This window comes from Streptomyces sp. HUAS MS02, assembly GCF_055702265.1.
The window spans coordinates 2,232,121-2,253,046 of the sequence record NZ_CM146747.1; the positions used below are offsets into that span (position 1 = coordinate 2,232,121).

17 protein-coding genes and 1 pseudogene are annotated in these 20,926 nt (G+C 71.3%); 7 read left to right on the plus strand and 11 right to left on the minus strand.

The window, feature by feature from the left end; genetic code table 11:
• Positions 1–168: 168 nt before the first annotated feature.
• From ACZ9QC_RS09520 to ACZ9QC_RS09535, 4 genes are all read left to right on the plus strand, one after another.
• On the plus strand, positions 169–1,065 hold the full coding sequence (locus tag ACZ9QC_RS09520; protein WP_472919763.1) for an aminoglycoside phosphotransferase family protein: 897 nt from the start codon (positions 169–171) through the stop codon (positions 1,063–1,065).
• A gap of 362 nt (positions 1,066–1,427) precedes the next feature.
• Positions 1,428–2,150 (plus strand): VOC family protein, encoded by a 723-nt coding sequence (locus ACZ9QC_RS09525; RefSeq protein WP_472919764.1) that lies wholly within the window; start codon positions 1,428–1,430, stop codon positions 2,148–2,150.
• A gap of 95 nt (positions 2,151–2,245) precedes the next feature.
• Positions 2,246–2,443 (plus strand): DUF4236 domain-containing protein, encoded by a 198-nt coding sequence (locus ACZ9QC_RS09530; RefSeq protein WP_184900471.1) that lies wholly within the window; start codon positions 2,246–2,248, stop codon positions 2,441–2,443.
• 156 nt (positions 2,444–2,599) lie between these two features.
• On the plus strand, positions 2,600–4,129 hold the full coding sequence (locus tag ACZ9QC_RS09535) for a helix-turn-helix domain-containing protein (protein ID WP_467341556.1): 1,530 nt from the start codon (positions 2,600–2,602) through the stop codon (positions 4,127–4,129).
• Between the two features lie 55 nt (positions 4,130–4,184).
• On the opposite strand, the gene ACZ9QC_RS09540 is transcribed toward ACZ9QC_RS09535, so the two are convergent.
• From ACZ9QC_RS09540 to ACZ9QC_RS09550, 3 genes are all read right to left on the minus strand, one after another.
• The gene (locus ACZ9QC_RS09540; protein WP_472919765.1) at positions 4,185–6,632 is read right to left on the minus strand and encodes a SpoIIE family protein phosphatase; all 2,448 of its coding nucleotides are present in this window, start codon (positions 6,630–6,632) and stop codon (positions 4,185–4,187) included.
• A 157-nt stretch (positions 6,633–6,789) separates the two neighbouring features.
• Complete coding sequence (locus tag ACZ9QC_RS09545) at positions 6,790–7,353, minus strand: MBL fold metallo-hydrolase (RefSeq protein ID WP_472919766.1); 564 nt, start codon at positions 7,351–7,353, stop codon at positions 6,790–6,792.
• An 88-nt stretch (positions 7,354–7,441) separates the two neighbouring features.
• Entirely contained in the window at positions 7,442–8,056 is a 615-nt protein-coding gene (locus tag ACZ9QC_RS09550) for a TetR/AcrR family transcriptional regulator C-terminal domain-containing protein (RefSeq protein WP_472919767.1), read from the minus strand.
• Between the two features lie 156 nt (positions 8,057–8,212).
• Here ACZ9QC_RS09550 and ACZ9QC_RS09555 point away from each other — a divergent pair.
• Positions 8,213–9,244 (plus strand): annotated as a pseudogene (locus tag ACZ9QC_RS09555) (MFS transporter); the annotation flags it as partial.
• Positions 9,245–9,369: 125 nt separating this feature from the next.
• Here the strand turns inward: ACZ9QC_RS09555 and ACZ9QC_RS09560 are convergent.
• The 5 genes from ACZ9QC_RS09560 to ACZ9QC_RS09580 are packed head-to-tail and all read right to left on the minus strand — an operon-like array spanning position 9,370 to position 15,398.
• On the minus strand, positions 9,370–9,714 hold the full coding sequence (locus tag ACZ9QC_RS09560) for a DoxX family protein (RefSeq protein WP_472919768.1): 345 nt from the start codon (positions 9,712–9,714) through the stop codon (positions 9,370–9,372).
• Positions 9,711–11,678: an acetoacetate--CoA ligase gene (locus ACZ9QC_RS09565; RefSeq protein ID WP_472919769.1), complete on the minus strand. Its 1,968-nt coding sequence runs from the start codon at positions 11,676–11,678 to the stop codon at positions 9,711–9,713. The genes ACZ9QC_RS09560 and ACZ9QC_RS09565 overlap by 4 nt, the downstream gene beginning before the upstream one ends.
• On the minus strand, positions 11,675–13,258 hold the full coding sequence (gene mhpA / locus ACZ9QC_RS09570; RefSeq protein ID WP_472919770.1) for a bifunctional 3-(3-hydroxy-phenyl)propionate/3-hydroxycinnamic acid hydroxylase MhpA: 1,584 nt from the start codon (positions 13,256–13,258) through the stop codon (positions 11,675–11,677). Before mhpA ends, ACZ9QC_RS09565 begins: the two co-directional genes overlap by 4 nt.
• Before the next feature lie 19 nt (positions 13,259–13,277).
• A complete protein-coding gene (locus tag ACZ9QC_RS09575; RefSeq protein ID WP_472919771.1) occupies positions 13,278–14,216 on the minus strand; it encodes a fumarylacetoacetate hydrolase family protein in 939 nt (312 codons plus the stop codon).
• Positions 14,217–14,252: 36 nt separating this feature from the next.
• Entirely contained in the window at positions 14,253–15,398 is a 1,146-nt protein-coding gene (locus tag ACZ9QC_RS09580) for a VOC family protein (protein ID WP_472919772.1), read from the minus strand.
• Between the two features lie 134 nt (positions 15,399–15,532).
• Here ACZ9QC_RS09580 and ACZ9QC_RS09585 point away from each other — a divergent pair, with 134 nt between their 5' ends.
• Entirely contained in the window at positions 15,533–16,168 is a 636-nt protein-coding gene (locus tag ACZ9QC_RS09585; RefSeq protein ID WP_472919773.1) for a TetR/AcrR family transcriptional regulator, read from the plus strand.
• A 2-nt stretch (positions 16,169–16,170) separates the two neighbouring features.
• Here the strand turns inward: ACZ9QC_RS09585 and ACZ9QC_RS09590 are convergent, their stop codons facing one another.
• Both ACZ9QC_RS09590 and ACZ9QC_RS09595 read right to left on the minus strand, forming a co-directional pair.
• Complete coding sequence (locus ACZ9QC_RS09590; RefSeq protein WP_472919774.1) at positions 16,171–16,953, minus strand: LmeA family phospholipid-binding protein; 783 nt, start codon at positions 16,951–16,953, stop codon at positions 16,171–16,173.
• Between the two features lie 35 nt (positions 16,954–16,988).
• Positions 16,989–17,627, minus strand: a complete 639-nt coding sequence (locus tag ACZ9QC_RS09595; protein ID WP_472919775.1) for a TetR/AcrR family transcriptional regulator — start codon at positions 17,625–17,627, stop codon at positions 16,989–16,991.
• A gap of 187 nt (positions 17,628–17,814) precedes the next feature.
• Here ACZ9QC_RS09595 and ACZ9QC_RS09600 point away from each other — a divergent pair, with 187 nt between their 5' ends.
• Positions 17,815–19,428, plus strand: coding sequence for an MFS transporter (locus ACZ9QC_RS09600; RefSeq protein ID WP_472919776.1), 1,614 nt, complete (start codon positions 17,815–17,817; stop codon positions 19,426–19,428).
• Positions 19,429–19,822: 394 nt separating this feature from the next.
• On the opposite strand, the gene ACZ9QC_RS09605 is transcribed toward ACZ9QC_RS09600, so the two are convergent.
• Complete coding sequence (locus ACZ9QC_RS09605) at positions 19,823–20,911, minus strand: catalase family protein (protein WP_472919777.1); 1,089 nt, start codon at positions 20,909–20,911, stop codon at positions 19,823–19,825.
• Positions 20,912–20,926: the final 15 nt, after the last annotated feature.

A 20,926-nucleotide genomic window follows, 5' to 3' on the forward strand; every position in this document is an offset into this window, starting at 1 on the left:
GGCAGCCCGCGACCACCCGGGGGCCGCCCGGGACCGCCCGGGGACCGAAAATCTCGGTTGATCTGGCACCTGGCGGATGAATACTGGCTGTCGTTCCTGATCGTCTGGGGCGCGTCCGGCGTCCGGCGTCCGGCGTCCTCACCGGATTCGGGGGGAGAGCCTGCGCGCATGACCATGCACGTCGACCAAGTGGACGTGACCACCGAGACCGTCGGGTCCCTGATCCGCGAGCAGTTCCCCCGGTGGAGCGGCAGGGCGGTCCGGCGCGTGCCGTCGACCGGGACGGTCAACGCCATCTTCCGCATCGGTGCCGACCTCTCCGCGCGTCTCCCCCTGCGTCCGGCCGATCCCGCCGAGGCGCTGGCGGTGCTGGAGCGGGAGGCCCTGGCGAGCGCGGAGCTGGCACGGGTGTCCCCGTTCCCCGTACCGAAACCCGTCGCCCTGGGAGAGCCCGGAGCGGGGTACCCCATGCCGTGGTCGGTCCAGACCTGGCTGCCGGGCACGGTCGCCTCCGATGCCGACCCGAGTGGGTCCGACGCCTTCGCCGAGGACCTCGCGGCCTTCGTCGCGGCCCTGCGGGACGCCGGGACACAGGGGCGGGTCTTCGACGGCGACAATCGCGGCGGCGTGCTCACCCACCACGACGAGTGGATGGCGACGTGCTTCGCGCAGAGCGAGGACCTGCTCGACGTGCCCCGGCTGCGCCGGCTGTGGAACCGCCTCCGGGAACTGCCCCGCACGAGCGCCGACGTGATGAGCCACGGTGACCTGATCCCCGGCAACGTCCTGGTCACGGGAGACCGGCTCAGCGGCGTGCTCGACACCGGCGGGTTCGGCCCGGCCGACCCCGCGCTGGATCTGGTCGCCGCCTGGCACCTGCTGCGGACAGGGCCGCGAGAGGTGTTCCGGCGGGCGCTGGGCTGTGACGATCTGGAGTGGGAGCGCGGCAAGGCATGGGCGTTCGAACAGGCGATGGGTCTCGTCTGGTACTACGTCGAGAGCAATCCGGCGATGAGCGCCATGGGGCGCCGGACCCTCGGCCGCCTTCTGGGGTCGCCGGAGTGATGTCACCCCGGTCGGGGGGCGGCCGGGAGCGAAGGCCGGTCCGCGCGGGGCCGCCGGGAACGGAACCGGCCCACACGGAGCGGCCGAGAGCGGGGGCCGGTCCACACGGAGCGGCCCGGAGCGAAGTCCGATCCGCGCGGGGCCGCCGGGAACGGAACCGGCCCACACGGAGCGGCCCGGGAACGGAACCGGCCCACACGGAGCGGCCCGGGAGCGGAAACCGGCCCACGCGGAGCGGCGTTGCGGGGCTGCGTTCTTAATGCGTTGCGGAGCGTTTCCGGGGCTTCCTAGCATGGTTGTTCCTCATGGGCGGGGAACCGGCCCTGTCCGCGGCCGTGCCGGCGGATCGGAGATCCCACGCGATGACGTCCCACCTCTACGCGCTCACCTTCGACGCGAACGACCCCGACGGACTCGCGCACTTCTGGGCCGGCCTCCTGGGCCGGGAGACGACCGAGGACCCCTACGGAGGCATCGCCCTCGCGCCGAACGACGACAGCGGGCTCCGCCTGCGCTTCCTTCCCAGCCAGGAGAAGAAGACCGTCCCCAACCAGACGCACTTCGACCTGACCAGCACCTCCCTCGACGACCAACGGCGGCTTGTGGAACGGGCGCTGGAGCTCGGCGGCCGCCACATCGACATCGGCCAGCTCCCCGAAGAGACCCATGTGGTCCTCGCCGACCCCGAGGGCAACGAGTTCTGTGTCATCGCGCCGGGCAACGACTTCCTCGCCGGCTGCGGGTTCATCGGCGCGCTCGCGAGCGACGGTTCGCAGGACGTCGGGTACTTCTGGAGCCGGGCGCTGGGCTGGCCCCTGGTCTGGGACCAGGACGAGGAGACCGCCATCCAGTCGCCGCACGGCGGCCCGAAGATCACCTGGGGAGGTCCGCCCCTGGCCCCGAAGGTCGGCAAGTACCGCCTCCACTTCGACCTCGTCCCGTCCGCGGACAGCGACCAGCGCGGCGAGATCGACCGCCTCGTCTCCCTCGGCGCGGCCCCCGTGGACATCGGTCAGGGCCGGGTCGACTGGGCGGTGCTGGTCGACCCCGACGGCCACGAGTTCTGCGTACTGCCGCCGCGCTGAGGCAATTGCCTCCGGGGAACGCCCAGTTGCCGTACACGGGCGGGGATGCCCGGCGAAGAGCGGGGTACCCGTTCGGCATCGGGAAGGAGGCAGACATGCCGCTCACGTTCCGCAAGAGCTTTCGGATCCTGCCGGGTGTGCGACTGAACATCAACAAGCGCTCCTGGTCCATCACCACCGGCGGCCGCAACGGTCCCCGCCACACCCACAGCAGCACGGGACGCCGTACGACCTCGATGGACCTGCCCGGCCCCTTCGGCTGGCGCCGCACCAGCAATGCGCGTCGCCACTGAGCCCGGCTGACGTTCCCTCAGCTGACGTCACCCGGCTTCACCCCACATCGGCTGTCATCGCGTGTCATCACCTGCCATCACCTGAACGGGCCCGCGTCGCACCCCCAACGGACCCCTCAGGAGGTGCCATCTCATATCTGAGATAACCTCTCCCTCATGGCAGACGACTACCTCGAACGCATCGGCAAGCTCATCCGTGACGCACGGCAGCACCGCGGCTGGACACAGTCACAGTTGGCGGAGGCCCTCGGGACGAGCCAGAGCGCGGTGAATCGAATCGAGCGCGGTAATCAAAACATCAGCCTTGAGATGATCGCCCGAATCGGTGAAGCCCTGGACAGCGAGATCGTCTCGCTGGGCTACGCGGGTCCGATGCATCTGCGGGTGGTCGGGGGGCGTCGGCTGTCGGGCGCGATCGACGTGAAGACCAGCAAGAACGCGTGTGTCGCGCTGCTGTGCGCCTCCTTGTTGAACAAGGGGCGCACGGTGCTGCGCAGGGTGGCCCGTATCGAGGAGGTGTACCGCCTTCTGGAGGTGCTCGGCTCGATCGGCGTACGCACCCGGTGGATCAACGGCGGAGTCGACCTGGAGATCGTGCCGCCGGCCGCGGTGGACCTCGACGCGATCGACGCGGAGGCGGCCCGCCGCACCCGCTCCATCATCATGTTCCTCGGCCCGCTGCTGCACCGCATGGACCACTTCAAGCTGCCGTACGCGGGCGGTTGCGACCTCGGGACGCGGACGATCGAGCCGCACATGATCGCCCTGCGCCGGTTCGGTCTCGACATCACGGCCACCGAGGGGCTGTACCACGCCGAGGTGGACCGCTCCGTCACGCCCGGCCGTCCGATCGTGCTGACCGAGCGCGGCGACACGGTGACCGAGAACGCGCTGCTCGCCGCCGCCCGCCACGACGGCGTCACCGTCATCCGCAACGCCTCGTCCAACTACATGGTCCAGGACCTCTGCTTCTTCCTGGAGGCCCTCGGCGTACGGGTGGAGGGCATCGGCACCACCACGCTCACCGTGCACGGGGTGCCGCACATCGACGTGGACGTCGACTACTCCCCCTCCGAGGACCCGGTCGAGGCCATGAGTCTGCTCGCGGCGGCGGTCGTCACCGAGTCCGAACTGACCGTGCGCCGGGTGCCGATCGAGTTCCTGGAGATCGAGCTGGCGGTCCTGGAGGAGATGGGCCTCGACCACGACCGCTCACCGGAGTACTTCGCCGACAACGGCCGTACGCGCCTGGTGGACCTCACCGTCCGGCCCTCGAAGCTCCAGGCGCCGATCGACAAGATCCACCCCATGCCGTTCCCCGGGCTGAACATCGACAACGTCCCGTTCTTCGCGGCCATCGCCGCTTCCGCGCAGGGCCAGACCCTCATCCACGACTGGGTCTACGACAACCGGGCGATCTATCTGACCGACCTCAACCGCCTCGGTGGCCGCCTCCAACTCCTCGACCCCCACCGTGTGCTGGTCGAAGGCCCCACCCGCTGGCGCGCCGCCGAGATGATGTGCCCGCCGGCCCTGCGCCCCGCCGTGGTCGTCCTCCTCGCGATGATGGCCGCCGAGGGCACGTCCGTACTCCGCAACGTCTACGTCATCAACCGCGGCTACGAGGACCTCGCGGAGCGCCTCAACACGGTGGGGGCACAGATCGAGATCTTCCGGGACATCTGATCGGCGCGGTGCCGACTGACGAGCCCTCAGGACCGGATGCCCCACCGGTCGGCGCTCAGGTGGGGGTCTCGGTGGTCGGCAGGGGCTGCTCGGCCCAGATCGTCTTGCCGACGGAGGTCTGGCGGCTGCCCCAGCGCTCGGCGATCTGGGCGACGAGCAGCAGTCCGCGTCCGCCCTCGTCGAAGACGCGGGCACGGCGCAGGTGCGGGGCGGCGCTGCCGCCGTCGGAGACCTCGCAGACGAGGGCGTCGGCGCGGATGAGCCGCAGCCGGATGGGGGCCTTGCCGTAGCGCATCGCGTTGGTGACCAGCTCGCTGACGATCAGTTCGGTGGAGAAGTCAAGTTCGGCCAGTCCCCAGGCGTCGAGTTGCTCGCCGGTCTCCCGGCGTGCTCCCGCGACGGCCGCGGGGTCCAGGGGCAGCTCCCAGGTGCGTACCCGGTCGGCGCCGAGCGTGGCGGTCCGGGCCAGGAGCAGGACGATGTCATCGGCCGGGGGGTCGGGCTGCACCTTGCGCAGCACCTCGTCGCAGGTCCCCTCCAGGTCGCCGGCCGGGCAGTGCAGCGCCTCGGTGAGCAGGTCGAGTCCGACGTCGACATCGCGCCCGGGGGCCTCGACCAGGCCGTCGGTGTAGAGGGCGAGCATGCTGCCCTCGCTCATGTCGACGCGGGCGGCCTCGAAGGGCAGTCCGCCCAGGCCGAGCGGTGGCCCGGGGGGCAGGTCAAGGATCTCCACCGTGCCGTCGGGGCGCAGCAGAACGGGGGGCGGGTGCCCGGCCCGCGCCAGGTCGCACACACCGGCGACGGGGTCGTAGACGGCGTAGAGGCAGGTGGCGCCGACCTCGCCCGAGGCTCCATCCGTCGCGCTTCGCGCGTCCGGGCCCTCCTCCCGGTCGAGGCGGATGACCAGGTCGTCGAGGCGGGTGAGCAGCTCGTCGGGGGTGAAGTCGGCGTCGGCGAGGGTCCGTACCGCGGAGCGCAGCCGCCCCATCGTGGCCGAGGCGTGCACACCGTGGCCGACCACGTCGCCCACCACCAGCGCCACCCGTCCCCCGGACAGGGAGATCACGTCGAACCAGTCCCCGCCGATCTCGTCCCCCGGGCCGGCCGGCAGATAGCGGTAGGCGAGATCCACGGCCTCCACCGCGGGCAGCCGCTCCGGCAGCAGACTCCGCTGGAGGGCGAGCGCGGTCCGGCGCTCACGGGTGTAGCGGCGGGCGTTGTCGATGCTCACGGCCGCTCTCGCGGCGATCTCCTCGGCGAGCACCAGATCGTCCTCACCGAAGGCGTCCTCGGTACGGTGGCGCATCAGCTGCATCACGCCCAGGGTGACGCCCCGGGCCCGGAGCGGCACCATCAACGCCGAGTGGATCTTGAAGCGCCGTATGCTCTCGGCGCGACCCGGCACGGCCGCAATCCACTCACGCAGCAGCGGGTCGCCCGCGCTGTGGCGGCTGCCCCGACCGGTGATCAGTGCCTGGGCCGGTGGGGAGCCCGGCGGGTGGATGTCGGTGTCGCCGGTCACGACCACGGACTCCGGGCATCCGCGGAGCACCGACCGCTGTGCGGTGCGGCGGCAGACGACTGACGTGTCCGGGGGCACGGGCTGCGGCTCGTGGCCCTGGACGACCGACTCCAGCAGATCGACGGTGGCGAAGTCGGCGAACCCCGTCACCGCCACCTCGGCCAGTTCCTCGGCGGTCCGGGTCACGTCAAGGGTGCTGCCGATGCGCACGCTGGCGTCGTTCAGCACGGCCAGGCGCCTGCGGGCCCAGTACTGCTCGGTGATGTCGATGACCAGGGCCGACAGTCCGAGCACGGCGCCCGCACTGTCCTTCAGCGGGGACAGGAACAGCGACCACGCGTGGTCGCGGACCTCACCGGAGGCGCGGAAGGGCTGCTCCTCACGGAAGATCATCTCTCCGGTGCGTACGACCTGGTGCTGGAGCCGGTCGATCTCGTCCAGGGGTGGGGTGGGGTAGATCTCCCACAGCGTCTTCCCGCCCATCTCCTCCGGGTTCATCCCCATCGCCTGGCTCATGACCTGGTTGCAGGTGACGAACCGGGCCTCGCTGTCGTAGATGGCCACGGGCAGGGGAAGCTGTGCGAGCGTGAGGTCCCACAGCCGGGCGGATCCCGCGTCCGTCGGCCCGGCGGAGTAGGTCACCTCCGCCGGATTGACCACCCAGTGGATCCTGCCGCGCGCGTCCAGCAGGGGCGTGCCCCGGAGCCGCACGGTGACCCGGTCGCCGTCCCGCCTGCGCAGGGCGAGGTCACTCACCCAGGGCTCACCGGCGGCCAGGTGACGTCGCAGCGCGATGGGCAGCCTCGCGGCACGCAGATGGGCGGCCGGTCGGCCCACCACGTCCTCGGGCTCGTACCCGAGCAGCCGCCCGGCCCCGGCGCTCCACACCAGGACGACTCCGCGGGCGTCGAGGACGACCGCGAAGTCGTCGGGTGCGGTTGTTCCCTCTGCTCCTGTGGTCGTGTCGGGCTCGTTGTCCATGGGCGTACACCCCGACGTCGTTCCTGCCGCTTTCCAGCACGGCGCTGCGCGCCCACCGAGGGCGCTGCCTCCAGCATCCCGCCGCGGCGAGTCCCGCTCAACCGAGGGCCCGTCCGACCGGAGCCGGTCGGCCGGGGCGCCCTCCGCCCGGCCCACGTCAGACGGGCGTCGTCTCCGACGGCGCGAAGGGTGCGCCGTGGCCGGGGATGATGAGGACCGGGCCGAGGGCGAGGACCTTCTCCCTGGCCGCGCGCAGCTGGTCGCGGTCGGGGGCGAAGGGGTCGTCGGCCGGTCCCTCGGCGGTCCACCACAGATGAGTGAGGACCACCAGGCCCTCCTCCGCGGTCACCAGGGTGCTGACGTCCTCGGCGGTGTGGCCGGGCGTGGTCATCAGGGCGATCGACGGGGAGAGCTGGTATCCGTCGGCGTCCCGGTCCTCCCATATGTCGTCCTTGTAGATGGCCATGTGGTCGTGGAAGCGGGCCGCGGGGAACAGGGCAGCGTTGAGTGTGTGGTCCGGGTGGTGGTGGCTGAAGACCACGTCGGTGACGTCCTCGGGGGCGAGTCCGTGCTCCGTGAGCGGGTCGAGGATGAGCCGGCGGTCGGCGACCATGCCGGGGTCGACGATCGCGACGGTCGCGCCGTCGACGAGCAGGGTGACGGTTCCCGCGACACGGTCGTCCGCGTAGCCGGTGGTCAGGACGTGGAACGAGGCGGTCATGACGTGCTCCTACGGGGAGGAAGGGACAAGGTGTGGACGGTGAGCAAGGGGGCTGAGCAGGCCGTGGTGTACCGGGCGTGGCTCCCGGTCACGTGGGCAGGAGCGCCCGGAAGCCGGTGAGGAGGGCGCGGAGACCGATGTCGAAGGCGAGTTCGGCGCGGCGGTGGTCGTGTGGGATGTCGTCGAGTGCGGCGGCGAGGTGCGGAGCGGTCTCCCGCGGCACGTCGGCGACCAGCACCGGCGGGGCCACGAGGTCGAGGGCCGAGCCGAGGACGAAGCTCTCCATCGCGTTGATCAGCGGCATGACCTGGTGCGCGGTGAAGCCGGCGGTCAGCAGGAGTTCCGCGACCTTCTCGTACATCGCGTACAGGAAGGGCTCGCCCAGCGGGGCGGTGGCGAGCAGCGGCACCGCCCCGGCGTGCCCGGCGAAGGCCGTGCGGTAGGAGCGGGCCCAGTCCTCCAGCGCCTGCTCCCAGGGCTGGGCCGGGTCCCAGGCGTCGGGGCTGGTCTCCAGGGCCAGTTCCTCCCGCATGAGCGAGATGATCTCGTCCCGGCCGGACACATGGTGGTAGAGCGCCGAAGGGGCCACGCCGAGCTCCCTGGCCAGGGCGGGGATGGTGAGGGTCCCCTGGTCGTCGGCGAGTCTCAGCGCCGCGGCACCGATGCGTCGGCGGTCCAGCAGAGGCGTGCGCGGCCTGGGCACATGGGCTCCTCTTCGTGCGTTTCCCCGCCGGTGCGGGCGGAACGGCCGCCTGGTACCTGGGGTCATCCGAACTTTACCGAATGACTTTCAGTAAAACCCTTCCCGAGCCTCCGAGGGACCCCTGCATTACCGAAACCCTCGAAGCGGTTTCAGTTCGGCTTCGTGCTCGGCCTGCGTACCTTCAGCCGGCAGGGCATGTTCGTCATCGGCGGCTGGCTCGTCCATCGCTACGGCGAGCGCCCATCGTCCTCGGCGGGTGCGTGCTGCGCATCGCCGGCTTCGCCTGGCTCGGGTACGCGGAGCAGACCTGGACGCTGATCGGCGCGGTGCTGCTGATCGGGTTCGCCGCCGCGCCGTTCTCCCCGCCCGTCGAGTCGGAGGTCGCCCGGCAGGCCGTGGTGCGGGAGGAGGAGGGCCACGGCCCGCGGACCCGCGTGCCGGCCCTGCTCTCCGCGGCGGGGCAGGCAGGAGCCTTCGTCGGACCGCCGCTCGGCGCCCTGCTGCTCGCCGTGGACTTCCGTACCAGCTGCCTCGCCGGAGCCGGGGTCTTCGTCCTCGTCCTCGCCGGGCACATATGGCTGATGCCGCAGCACATCCCCGGCCGGGTCCGCACCCGGCAGCGGGGCGGAGTGCGCGCGCTGCCGCGCAACCGCCGCTTCCTCGCCCTCTGCCGCGCCTACGGCACCTACCTGCTCGCCTACAACCGAGCTCTACCTCGCCCTGCCCGACGAGGTTCAGCGCGCCACCGGCTCCCAGGCCGCCCTGTCCTGGCTGTTCGCTCTCTCCTGCCTCCTGGTCGTCTTCGCCCAGCTCCCCGTCACCCGCTGGGCCGGTGACCGGTTCGACCTGCGCCGCTGCATGACCGCCGGGCTGCTGCCCGCCGCCGGGCACGTCGTCCTGCTCACCCTCGGCCAGATGCTGATCGTCCCGGCCGCCCGCGCCTGGGTCCCCGACCTCGCGGAGGACAGCCGCATCGGCCTCTGCACCGGCGTCCTGTCCTCCGTCTCCGGCCTGATCGTCCTCATCGGCAGCTCGGCCACCGGCTCCCTGCTGGACCTTGGCCTGCCGGCCGCCGTCCCATGGCTGATCCTCGCTGTCGTGCCCGCCCTGGCGGTGGCTCTGCTGCCACACCGCCCGGAAAAGGCCGAGAGCCTCGCAGGCGCGGACCCGGCCGCCTCGGCAACCTGACCACCACACCGACGGTGTCCGTCAAACGGAACAAGCTCGGAGTTGAAGTGGTTCCGGTCACGGGACAGCCCGTTACGGGCCAGTGAGTCGGCTACGACCTGCTCGGGCCGGCCGTACAGGACACGTCAGCCGGCGGTCATCGCCGTTGCCGCGTACGCCAAGGAGATCAGGGCCATGACGGCGGCCGGGACGGCCCGGGACGGCGGGTCGCCGTGGCGGAGGTGGACCGCTGCCGCCGCGGCCATCAGCAGGGCGAGGCCTGTCGCGGCGGCTACGCCCAGCGGTGTCCAGGCCAGCCCGGTCAGCAGACCGGCGACCCCGGCCACCTCCAGCGCGCCGACGACGCGGTAGAGCCGTACCGACATGCCGAGATGGGCCGCCGCCTGGCGCATGAACGGCGCCGCGGCGAGCTTCGCCAGCCCCAGCGGAAGGAAGACCAGGGACAGGGCGACGGCGAGCACGGTGGTCATGAGGCGGACCTGCCCTTGCGGTGCTCGGCGCCCAAGTGGGCGTAATGGGCGATGAGTTCGGGGCTGTCCACGGTGGCGGGGTTGACGACCTGCTCGACCGGGGCGCCCTGGAGCAGTCGCTTGATCGGGACCTCCAGCTTCTTGCCGGTGCGCGTGTGCGGGACGCCCGGCACTTCGAGGATCTCGTCGGGGACGTGGCGGGGAGAAGCGCCGGTGCGGATGGCGTCCTTGATCCTCTCCCGGAGGGGGTCGTCGAGCTCGACGCCCGCCGCCGGGACCACGAACAGCGGCATCCAGTAGCCGCCGTCGGGTTCCTCCGCGCCGACGACCAGGGCCTCGGCGATCTCGGGGAGACGTTCGACGACGTCGTGGATGTCGGCGCTGCCCAGCCGTACGCCGTTGCGGTTCAGCGTGGAGTCGGAGCGGCCGTGGATGATCACCGAGCCGTGCCCCGTGACCGTGATCCAGTCGCCGTGTCGCCACACTCCGGGGTACGCCGAGAAGTAGGCGTCGCGGTAGCGGGTGCCCTCCGGGTCGTTCCAGAAGTACAGCGGCATCGAGGGCATGGGGCGCGTGACGACCAGCTCGCCGACCTGGTCGATGACGGGGAAGCCCTCGGCGTCGTACGCCGCCAGCGCCACACCCAGGTGCGGGGCCGACAACTCTCCGACCCAGACGGGGGTGTTGGGCGCGCTGCCCGCGAAGCCGGACACGACGTCCGTGCCGCCGCTGATCGAGGCCAGCAGCACGCGGTCGCCGACGTGATCCCGGACCCAGGGATAGGCGGAGGCCGGCAGCGCGGAGCCGGTGCAGCCGACCACCCGGATCGACGAGAGGTCGTGCGCGGAGGGGTCGATGCCGAACTTGGCCATGCCCAGCAGGTATTGGGGGCTGGTGCCGAAGACGGTGACCCGGTGGCGGGCGGCCAGTTCCCACAGGACGTCGGGCCTGGCGAAGGGGGCCGGACTGCCGTCGTAGGTGCAGGCAGTGGCGCCGGTGAGGAGGGTGGAGGCGACCAGGTTCCACATCATCCAGTGGGTGGTGGTGTACCAGAGGAGGCGGTCGCCGGAGCCCAGGTCCGAGTGGAGTCCCAGGGTTTTCAGGTGCTCCAGGAGCACGCCGCCGTGGCCGTGGACGATGCCCTTGGGCAGACCGGTGGTGCCGGAGGAGAAGACGACCCACAGCGGGTGGTCGAACGGGACCGGCACACAGGCGAGTTCCTCGGTACGGGTGGAGGCATCCTCCCAGGGGACCACCAGCGACGGGTACTCCTGCGACGGCCGGGGCAGGCCCACGTGGCCCACCAGCACGGTCACCTTCAACGTGGGGAGGGCGTGGGCGAGTTCGACGACGGCTTCGCGGCGGTCGTGGGTGGTGCCGTTGAAGAGGTAGCCGTCGGCGGCGATCAGGACGGTGGGTTCGAGCTGGGCGAAGCGGTCTGCGGCGGCCTTGGGGGCGTAGTCCTGTCCGCACACCGACCAGACGGCGCCCAGGCTCGCGGCGGCGAGGAACGCGACGATGGCGTGCGGGGTGTTGGGCAGATAGCCGACGACCCGGTCGCCCTTGCCGACGCCGAGGTCGCGCAGGGTGGCAGCCACGGACGCCACCCGGGCACGCAACCGGGCGCCGGTCACCTCGTACCCGGAGCCGGTCTCGTCGAGGGCGAGGATCGCCACGTCGTCGTCGGCCAGGTTGCGCAGGGCGTGGTGGGCGTAATTGAGGGTGGCGCCGGGGAACCAGCGGGCGCCCGGCATCCGCTCCTCGGCCAGCACCTGCTCGTAGGGGGTGTCGGCGTTGATGTCGAAGTACTCCCACACCGCGCCCCAGAAGCCCTCCAGGTCGGTGACCGACCACTGGTGCAGGGCGGCGTAGTCCTCCGGGTCCATGCCCTGGAGCCGGGCGAAGTCCGCGATACGACTGGCGGCCGCCGTCTGCGGATCGGGTGTGAAGAACGGCGTGCTCATCGTGTGGTGCTCCTCAACAGGCTTTGCGGGGACGTCCGTTCGGCAGGGACAGGGCTTCGTGTGGTGTGCAGCAGGGACGCCCAGGCGGGGGTCGACGTGAAGGCGCGGCCGCCCGAGGGGACGACGTCCGTCACGACGCGGTCGGGCCGCAGCAGGACGGCGTCCGCGCGTCCGGCGCGCAGCCAGGCGGCGAGGGTGCCGTCGTCGCCGAGATCGTCCACCGGGACCGCGCGCACGCCGAGACCGTGGGCGAGCGCGGTCAGGGCAGGCGCGGGTTCGGAGGCGGTCAGCACGGCGAAGGAGTCGCCGAGCGCCTCGTCGAGACGAGCACGCCGCCCCTCGACGTTCACCCACGGTTGCGGACAGTGCGTGCCCGCCAGGCCCCGGCGGACACCGCGCCGCACCAGTGGTCCGGCGGTCAGGGGCGGGCTGAGGTCGCGGCCGGCCAGCTCGGTCAGGCCGGGTATCCGGCAGGCCGCGGCCAGCGCCCTGCGGCGGAGGGCGGCGGCGCTGTCCTGACCGCCGGTCATCGCCCAGCCCATGGCGACCGCGAGCCGGACCACATGCCGGGCGTGTGGCCTGCGTTCGCTCTCGTAGGTGTTCAAGAGCCTTTCGTCGCCGCCCTGTCGGAGGACGCGGGCGAGCTTCCAGGTGAGGTTGTAGGCGTCCCGGAGTCCCGCGCACAGGCCCTGTCCGACGAACGGCGGGGTCAGGTGCGCGGCGTCACCGAGGACGAAGACCCGTCCGCTGCGCCAGCGGTCGGCGACCCGGGCCCGGAAGGTGTACTGCGTCTCGCGGACGACCTCGAAGTCACCCTCGTACGAGGGCGGCAGCCACGGCGCGATCAGTTCGCGGACCGTCTCCTGCCCTTCGCCCAGCCGGAATTCCCAGCGGTATCGGTTCTCGCTCACGCGCATGAAGGTGGCCGGCCGGGCCGGGTCGCAGACCTGGTCGACCCCCTCCCAGCAACGGACGGGGCCCGCCGTGTCGACGTCGATGACCTTCCAGCGCTCCTCGAAGCGCAGGTCCTCCCACACGCCGCCGATCGCCTCGCGGGTGAGGCTGTTCGCGCCGTCGCAACCCAGGACCGCGTCGGCCCACAGCTCATGCTCGCCGCCGTCCTCGTCACGGTAGGTCACCCGGACGGGGCCGGTGGTGTCCGGGCCGACGCCGGTGACCTCCACGCCGCCGCGCAGTTCGCACTCCGGACGCCGGGCCAGGGCGTCGCGCAACACGCGCTCCAGCTCGGGCTGATCGAACATGCTGGTCTGCGGGTAGCCGTGCCGGCCGTGCTCGGTGCGCCGGAACTCGGCCATCACCCGGTGCCGGGCGTCCAGCAGCCGCAGCCCTTTCGCCGGGCGGGTGATCGCGGCGAACTCCTCCCCGATGCCCGCGGCTTGGAGGATCCGGTGGATCTCGTCGTCGCCTGCGACGGCGCGCGGGAGCGGGTAGACGTCCCGGTGGCGTTCGAGGACGACGCTGCGGACGCCGCGCCGGGCCAGGAGGAGGGCGGCGGTCACGCCCACCGGGCCGGCCCCGACGATCACGACGGGCACACGTGCGGCTTCATCGACGGTCATGTGCGGCTCACCTCGGGTGTCAGTTCGCGGCCGCGACGGGCGTGCGCTGCTCGCCGAGGTCGATGCGGCCGTCGGGGGTCGCGATCGTCGCCGTGATCACGTCGCCCGGGTTCAGGTAGTGCGGGTTCTTCGCCTGGCTCTTGAAGAAGGCCTTCCACTTCACCGTGGGCGGCAGCAGCGCGCCGATCTTCTCGACGGCCTTCGGCGGGGCCTTCAGGGCCGTGCCGCCGGGGGTGCCGGTGAGCAGCAGGTCGCCGGCGTCCAGGGTCTGGAAGCGGGCCAGCAGGGTGAGTGCCTGCGCCGGACGGACGATCATGTCGGCCAGGGTGCGGTCCTGACGCAGCTCACCGTTGACGCTCAACTTCAGCCGCAGATCGAGGAGATGGGCGAAGTCCTCCGGCTCCAGCAGGGTGAGGTGCGGGCCGGTGGGCGTGAAGGTGGGGTACGACTTGCTCTCGTAGAACTGCGTCTTGGTCAGCTGCACCTCACGCGCGCTGACGTCGTTGGTGATCACCAGTCCGGCGACGTACGACGGCAGGTCCCCCTCCTCGACCACGGTGCCGATGGGCAGGGGCGCGCCCATGACGAGGCCGAGTTCGATCTCGTAGTCGAGGAATTTCACGTGCGAGGGCCGGACGACGGCATCGCCGGGGCCGCTGACCGAGCCGGACGCCTTGCGGAAGAAGGCGGGCGGGATGTCGCCCTTGAAGCCCGAATCGCGGGCGTGGCTCCGGTAGTTGACCATCTGGGCGACCACCCGGCAGGGCGTGGTGACCGGCGAGAGCGCGACCAGGTCGGCGACGGGCGTGCCCGGTTCGCTTGAGGCGGCGGCCTCGCGGACAGCCGGCCGGTCGGCAAGCAGCTCGGCGGTGGTCACGGCCTTGGTGTCGACCGGGACGGCCCGGTCGCCAAGGACGACCCACCAGCCGTCGGCGGTGCGCAGGACATTGATGCTCATGTCAGTGCCTTTGTGAGGGGGATTCGTGTGCGGGGGTCAGGAGTTGGCGGCCTTGAGCAGGCCGAACAGTCGCGCCGGGTCCATCTCGTTGTCGCCGCGCAGGGCCTCGACGACATCGCGGACCCGCTGCGGGGAGGGGCTCGCGCCGAGGAAGTCGCGGGTGGCCGGCGGGCCCCACTGGGCGAGGCCGCTGGTCGACATGGGTGCCCAGCCGGGCTCGACGTCGCAGGAGAACAGGTCGCCGTCGGCGAAGTGCTCCAGCATGAAGTGGTCGGGGTCGCGCCAGTAGTCGAAGAGCTGGCTGCCCTGGATGTGCCGACCGATGCCCCAACTGCGCTTGTATCCGCGCTCCTTGAGGTATTCGCCGCCGGCGGCGATGGAGTCGAGGTCGGTGACCTGGTAGGCGGAGTGGACGTATCCGGTGCCCGGGCCGAGGTGCATGGCCAGGGTGTGGTGGTCGGCCGGCACACCGCCCAGGTCGCAGCGGATGAACGCCATCGTCGGACCGCGCCCGCGCTGCCCGTCCAGGAACAGGAAGTCGGACACGATCATCCCGAGGGTGTCCAGGTACCAGTCCAGGGCCCGGCCGAACACCCGCGTCTCCAGCACCACATGGCCGAGCCGCTGGATGCGGGACGGCTCGCGCGGCGGCCGCTGGGTGGCGTTGGTACGACGGTGGCCCGTGCCGAAGTTGAGGAGCAGCGGCCGCTGTTCCGGCAGTGCCGGGAGCTGTTCGCCGCAGTGCACGACCCGGACCGGGAAGCCCGACGGGTCGAGCAGGTCGACCACCTTGCCGCCGCCGGGAACGTCGGAGTCCCGCACGGCTGATCCGGTGGCGCGGGCCAGCCGGTCCAGGTCGGCCCGCTCGGCGGCGCGGAAGGCCGGGCCGATGAAGCGGGACGTGCGCCCCTTGCGGATCACCATGCAGGGCGAGCCGCCGAAAGTGCCCCGCAGCCACAGTTCGGTGTCGGTGCGGGCCGCGATCTGGAACCCGAAGTCCCGGGCGAAGACCTCGGCCCGGTCCAGATCGGGCTTCTGGAACTCCAGCCAGGCCAGGTCGGCCACCTTGATCACCGGGTTCCGGGAGCGACCGGGGTGTTCGCCCCGCAGGGCGCCCTGCTCACTGTGGAGGTCCTGGTGGGCCGTGATGACGTCGGCCCCGTCGACGCGGGTTTCAGACATGGTGCCCTCCGAGCAACATTGCCGTAATGATGGAATCATCAACTGTGACAGTTCTGTCGTCAAGGTGTTCGCGACAGGAAATGATGAATTCATCAGGACTGCGATCACCATCGCCCGGCGGTTAGACTCTGCGCATGTCTACGTCAGCCCCGCCCAGCAACCGGTTCGAGCGACGTCGCGCAGAGACCCGTGGAGCTCTCGTGCGAGCGGCCCGGCAGATACTCGCCGAGAGCGGCGACACCAGCGCGAGCATCCAGGCGATCGCCGAGCGCGCGGACGTGGGCTTCGGCTCCTTCTACAACCACTTCGACTCCAAGGCGGAGCTGTTCGAAACGGCGGTGGTCGACGCCCTCGAGGAGTTCGGGCAGGCCTTCGACGAGCGCCTGACGGGGATCGACGATCCGGCGGAGCTGCTCGCGGCCGGCTTCCGGCTCAGTGCCCGCATGGCCGACTCGCACCCGGAGCTGATGCAGGTCCTACGCCGCCGCGGCCTCGGGCACATCCACTCGGACAACGGACTGGCCCGACGCGCCCTGCGTGATCTCCAGGTCGGCATCGCCTCCGGCCGCTTCACCACTCCCGACCCCTTGGTCGCCCTGTCCGCACTGGGCGGAACCCTGCTGTCCCTGGTGGAGCTGCGGTTCACCCGCCCCGAGGTGGACGGCGACGAGGCCGCGATGAACCTCGCCGAGATGGTCCTGCGGATGCTGGGCCTGCCGGCGGACGATGCCCACGAGGTCGCCCGGCGCCCCTTGCCTGACGCCGCCTGACCTCACGCGGACGACGAGTCCGGGCGGAACGTGACCGAGCGGCCGGTGAAGCGGGCGTCGATTCCGTCCTCGCTGGTGATGACCGACCGCAGCCGGAGCCCTTCGGGCACGTTCCGCAGCGGTATGGGCTTGTCCAGGGCCTTGTCGAGGAGTGATTTCAGCGGAGGGAGCAGTTCGCCCTGCTCCGCGCGTACGTCCGTGAAGGCGATGCGGTTGCCGCCGGCCGCCGAGACGGCCACGCTCACGGTCACGTCGCCGACGAGAGGCAGACTCGCGGTCGCGTCGATCCGGCCGGACTCGTCCCCCTGTGACACCTGCACGCCGAGAGCGCTCGACACGTCCGCGTACGACAGGAACGCGGTGGCTGTGACGCTGTCCGCGTGAGCCTCGTCGGCGCTCCCCGAGGTCTTCAGCCCCTCCATCCCGACCGTCAGTTCTGTCACCGGGAGCGGCCGGGTGGTGCCTCCGGCCGGAATGTCGTGGGCGGTCAGGTCGACCCGGTCCAGGCTGCCCGCAGCCAGTTGGTTCAGTACGGGAAAGCCCCTGACGTGCACCGACGGCAGATCGGCGGTTCCCATGCCGTCCTGGAACGCCTTGGCCGTACGGCTCTCCGCGCGAGCTGCGGCGACCCGGTCGACCGTGACTCCGCCGACCAGCAGGGCCACCAGGGACACGGCGGCGATGATCACGTGCCGCCTGGCCCGGGTCGGGGGGCTCGCATACACGGAGCCGTCGCCGTAGCAGGGCTCGCCGACGTACTGCTCGTCGCGGTGGGACTGATACATAGCTCTCCCGTTCGAGTGGTGCTTGGGAAGTGCGCCTACGCGGCGTCGCCCGCGGGCCGGACAAGCCCGTCGACACACGCCGCAGCGCTGTCGCCGGCCACGCCCATCGCGATCAGGGCGGCGGTCGCGGCGCCGGTGCCGTCGTCGCTCCAGGCCCCGCTGTTCACGCAGTCGAGAAGCCCTAGCAGGTGGCCCTCCAGCGCGCGGGTCAGCACGGCCGGGGGGACGCCGGTCTGGAAGGCGCCCTGCCGTTGCCCCCGGCCGATGACCGCCTCCGCCATGTCCCGCGCGGGGGCCAGGACTTCAGCGAGCCGATCGGCCCCGAGGTCCTGGGGAGCGAGGCGGAGCAGGATGCGGTAGCGATCTCCGACGGGCCACACCGCGAGGACGAAGCGCGCCAACTCCGTGACGGCATCCGCCGCCGGTGCGCGCGGGACCGCGAGCGCCTGCCGCAATGCCCGCGCGGCCTCCTCCACCAGCCCCTCCATCAGTGCGGCCCGGCCGCTGAAGTGGCCGTAGACCGTACGGCGCACCACCCCTGCCGCCTCGGCGATGTCACCGAGGCTGCTCTCGGGGTCGCGGCCGAGTTCCTGCCGGGCCGCTTCGAGGATGCGGGCCCGTGTGAGCACGGTTCGGCTGCGTTCCGAGGGGGCTGTCACGGGTGCGTGGATCATGTCGGACCTCCGGTTGACGGGGGGAGGCGACTCGATAGTTGCACATCGGCGAGCAAGAAACTAGCCTGCACATCGATGGGCAATTAGCTGCCCCTGGTGCCAGGCCCCTCTCGGCCCCGCGTGCACCGATCCCCTCGATTCCGCACCCCCGAAGCCTCCGCTTCACCTCCTGCCGAGGAGCCTGACCATGCCGTTCTTTCCCAGCACACCCGTCGAGAAGATGACGGAGCCCTACCACCGGCGCTGGTGGGCCCTGCTGGTCCTGTGCCTGAGCCTGCTGATCGTCGTCATGGCGAACACGTCACTGATCGTGGCCGCCCCCGACATGACCAAGGACCTGGGGTTGTCCAGCAGTGACCTGCAGTGGGTCATCGACGGCTACACCGTCCCCTACGCCGCGCTGATGCTGGTGCTGGGCGCGATCGGCGACAAGTACAGCCGCCGCGGCGCCCTCGTCCTCGGCCTGCTGATCTTCGCCGTCGGTTCGGTGATGGGCGGCCTGGTCGATGAGACGAACCTCGTCATCACCGCCCGCGCGATCATGGGTGTCGGTGCCGCCGTCGTCATGCCGGCCACCCTCTCGCTGCTGGTCGCGATCTTCCCGCGCGCCGAGCGCGCCAAGGCGATCACCGCCTGGTCCGCGACCTCCGGCCTTGCCATCGCCGCCGGCCCGCTGGCCGCCGGCTGGCTGCTGGAGAACCACGCCTGGGGCTCCACCTTCCTGATGAACGTCCCCATCGCCGTCCTCGGCGTCGTCGGCGCGCTGCTGCTGGTGCCGCCGTCGAAGGCGGAGGGCATGGGCCGGATCGACTACGTCGGCGGTCTGCTGTCGATCGTGTCGGTCGGTTGCCTGGTCTACGCGACCATCGAGGGCCCGCACTTCGGCTGGGGCGCCGGCCCGATCACAGCAGCCGTGGTCGCCGGTGTGGGCCTGCTGGCCTTCGTCGCCTGGGAGTTGAAGCACTCCAACCCGATGCTGGACGTGCGCAAGTTCACCGAGCGTCCCTTCAGCGGCTCGATGCTCGCGGTGCTGTTCTTCTTCTTCGGCACCTTCGGCTCGATCTACTACTCCACCCAGTTCCTGCAGTTCGTCCTCGGCTACGACGCCCTGGAGACCGGCGTCCGCCTGCTGCCGCTGGCCGGCGCCGTGTTCGTCGGCGCCGCGGTCACCGGCAAACTCGCCCCGAAGCTGGGCGTGAAGATCGTGGTCGGCACCGGCATGGTCATCGGCACCGCGGGCGTCTTCCTGCTCACCCAGATCGAGACGGGCTCGACCTACACCGACTTTCTGACGCCCCTGGTGCTGCTCGGCTTCGCCATCGGCCTGAGTCTCGCCCCGGCCACCGACACCATCATGGGCTCCTTCCCCGAGGACGAACTGGGCGTCGGCGGCGGTGCCAACGACACCGCCCTGGAGCTCGGCGCCTCGCTGGGCATCGCCATCCTCGGCTCGCTGCTGGCCACGTCCTACAAGGACAAGCTCACCGACCTGGTCGGCGGCCACCTCCCGGCCGAGGCCATGGACGTCGCCAAGGACTCCGTCGGCGGCGGCATCGCGGTCGCCGAACAGGTCGCCAAGAACCCCCAGGGCGGCGCCGAACAGGCCCAGACCCTGCTCGGCGCGGTGCACGAGTCCTTCGCCCACGCCATCGCCCACACCAGCCTCATCGGCGGCATCATCATGGCCGCCGGAACCCTGATCGTCATCGCCGTCCTGCCCGGCCGGAGGCACACCACCAAGCACGGCGAGGAAGACGCGGCACCGGCCACCGAGGAGCAGACCGAGACCGTGAGCGCCTGAGCCCCGTACACCGGGGGCCGGAACCCCGATTCCGGCCTCCTCCACCCCCAGGACGGGCCGTGCCTTGAGCGGCGCACGGCCCCGGGACGGTGCCGGGAGGGGACACCCGGCACCGTCCCCCCGTTCTGGTGTGCAGAGAGCCGGTTCGTCCGCGCTCCGCTGGTCGGTGGTGTCACCGATGCCTGCTGGGCTGTGGCGGATCTGCTGCGGGGCAGTATGAGGGCCAATCAGTACACCACCGTGATCCTCTCGTTCACCTTGCCGCGGCGAATGGGAACCGCTCGGGGCCCCCGGTCCGGGGGCAGACACAGAAAGACCCCGGCGCTTTGCACCGGGGTCACGTCGAACTGGGGGGACTGACGCCTCGGTGGCAGCCACCCTGGACAGGCGGGAATCAGGCGGGCAGCTCCTTGATGTCGGACGGCTCCTGCGGCTCGATGCCGTTGAAGCGGTGCCGGAAGTCGCTGGACGCGGGGTACGCGGCGCGGCGGGAGCGCATGATCGAGCCCAGCGGGCGGTGGGCCTCCAGGGCGTGCCAGGGGCTGAAGGAAAGGACGTCGTCGGCGTAGCGGCGGCGGGCGTCGCTGTAGGCGTCCTGGGCGGGCAGATGCAGCACGGCCACGGTCTGGTGCGGTGACAGTTCCTCGGGCCACAGGACCGAGGCGTCCTCCACCGGCATCCGGTCGATGTCCGCGCACAGCTGGGCGCGGATCTCGTACTCGGCGCCGTTGTCCGCGAAGAAGTCGATGACGAGGTCACGCAGAGCCGACTCGCCGGCCTTCTTGTCGACGCGGCTGCCGGTGAGGGCCTTGACGTTCGCCGAGCGGGGCGCGGCGGACATCTTCGCCACGTGGTCGCCGTAGCGCAGCGCGGCCATGGAGTGGAAGGTCTCGCCGAGGATGTGGTCGTTGGCGGCGGCCAGGGTCTCGACGGCGGGCGGAAGCGGACGTCCCACGCGCGTGAGGGCCTTGGCGGCCACGCGGGCGGCCGCGCCGGTGAGCTGGAGTTGCTGGTCGCTCTGGCCGGGCTGTTTCTCCAGGATGCCCTGGAGTTTGGCGTATTCGGCGATGTTGCCGAAGGGCAGGGTGGGGTGGTTGACGAGGAGGAAGTCCTGGGTGGTGAAGCCGTCGTCGAGGGCCCGGGCCCCGGGGGCGCCGATCACCTTCATCGCGAGGCCGCGCTGGACGGGCACCTGGTCGGAGCGCAGGTCGCCGGGGGCGGAGGAGAAGCGGACGATCACCGGGTAGGTGACCGGTTCGGCGAACAGGCCCTGGGCGAGGTGGGCGGGCAGGTCGGGCTGGATGCGCAGCTCACCGGCGAGCACGCCGTGGCTCTTGGCGTGGGCGTCGCGCAGGCCGTGCCGGTGTTTGTCGGCGACCTGCTGGTTGGCCTTGCCCATGGCCGCGACGACCTGGCGGACGAGTTCGTCCTCGTCCGGAAAGGGCTGTTCGAGGTCGGGGCTGTAGCGGACGTACGAGGTCATGGGGGTGCCTCCGCG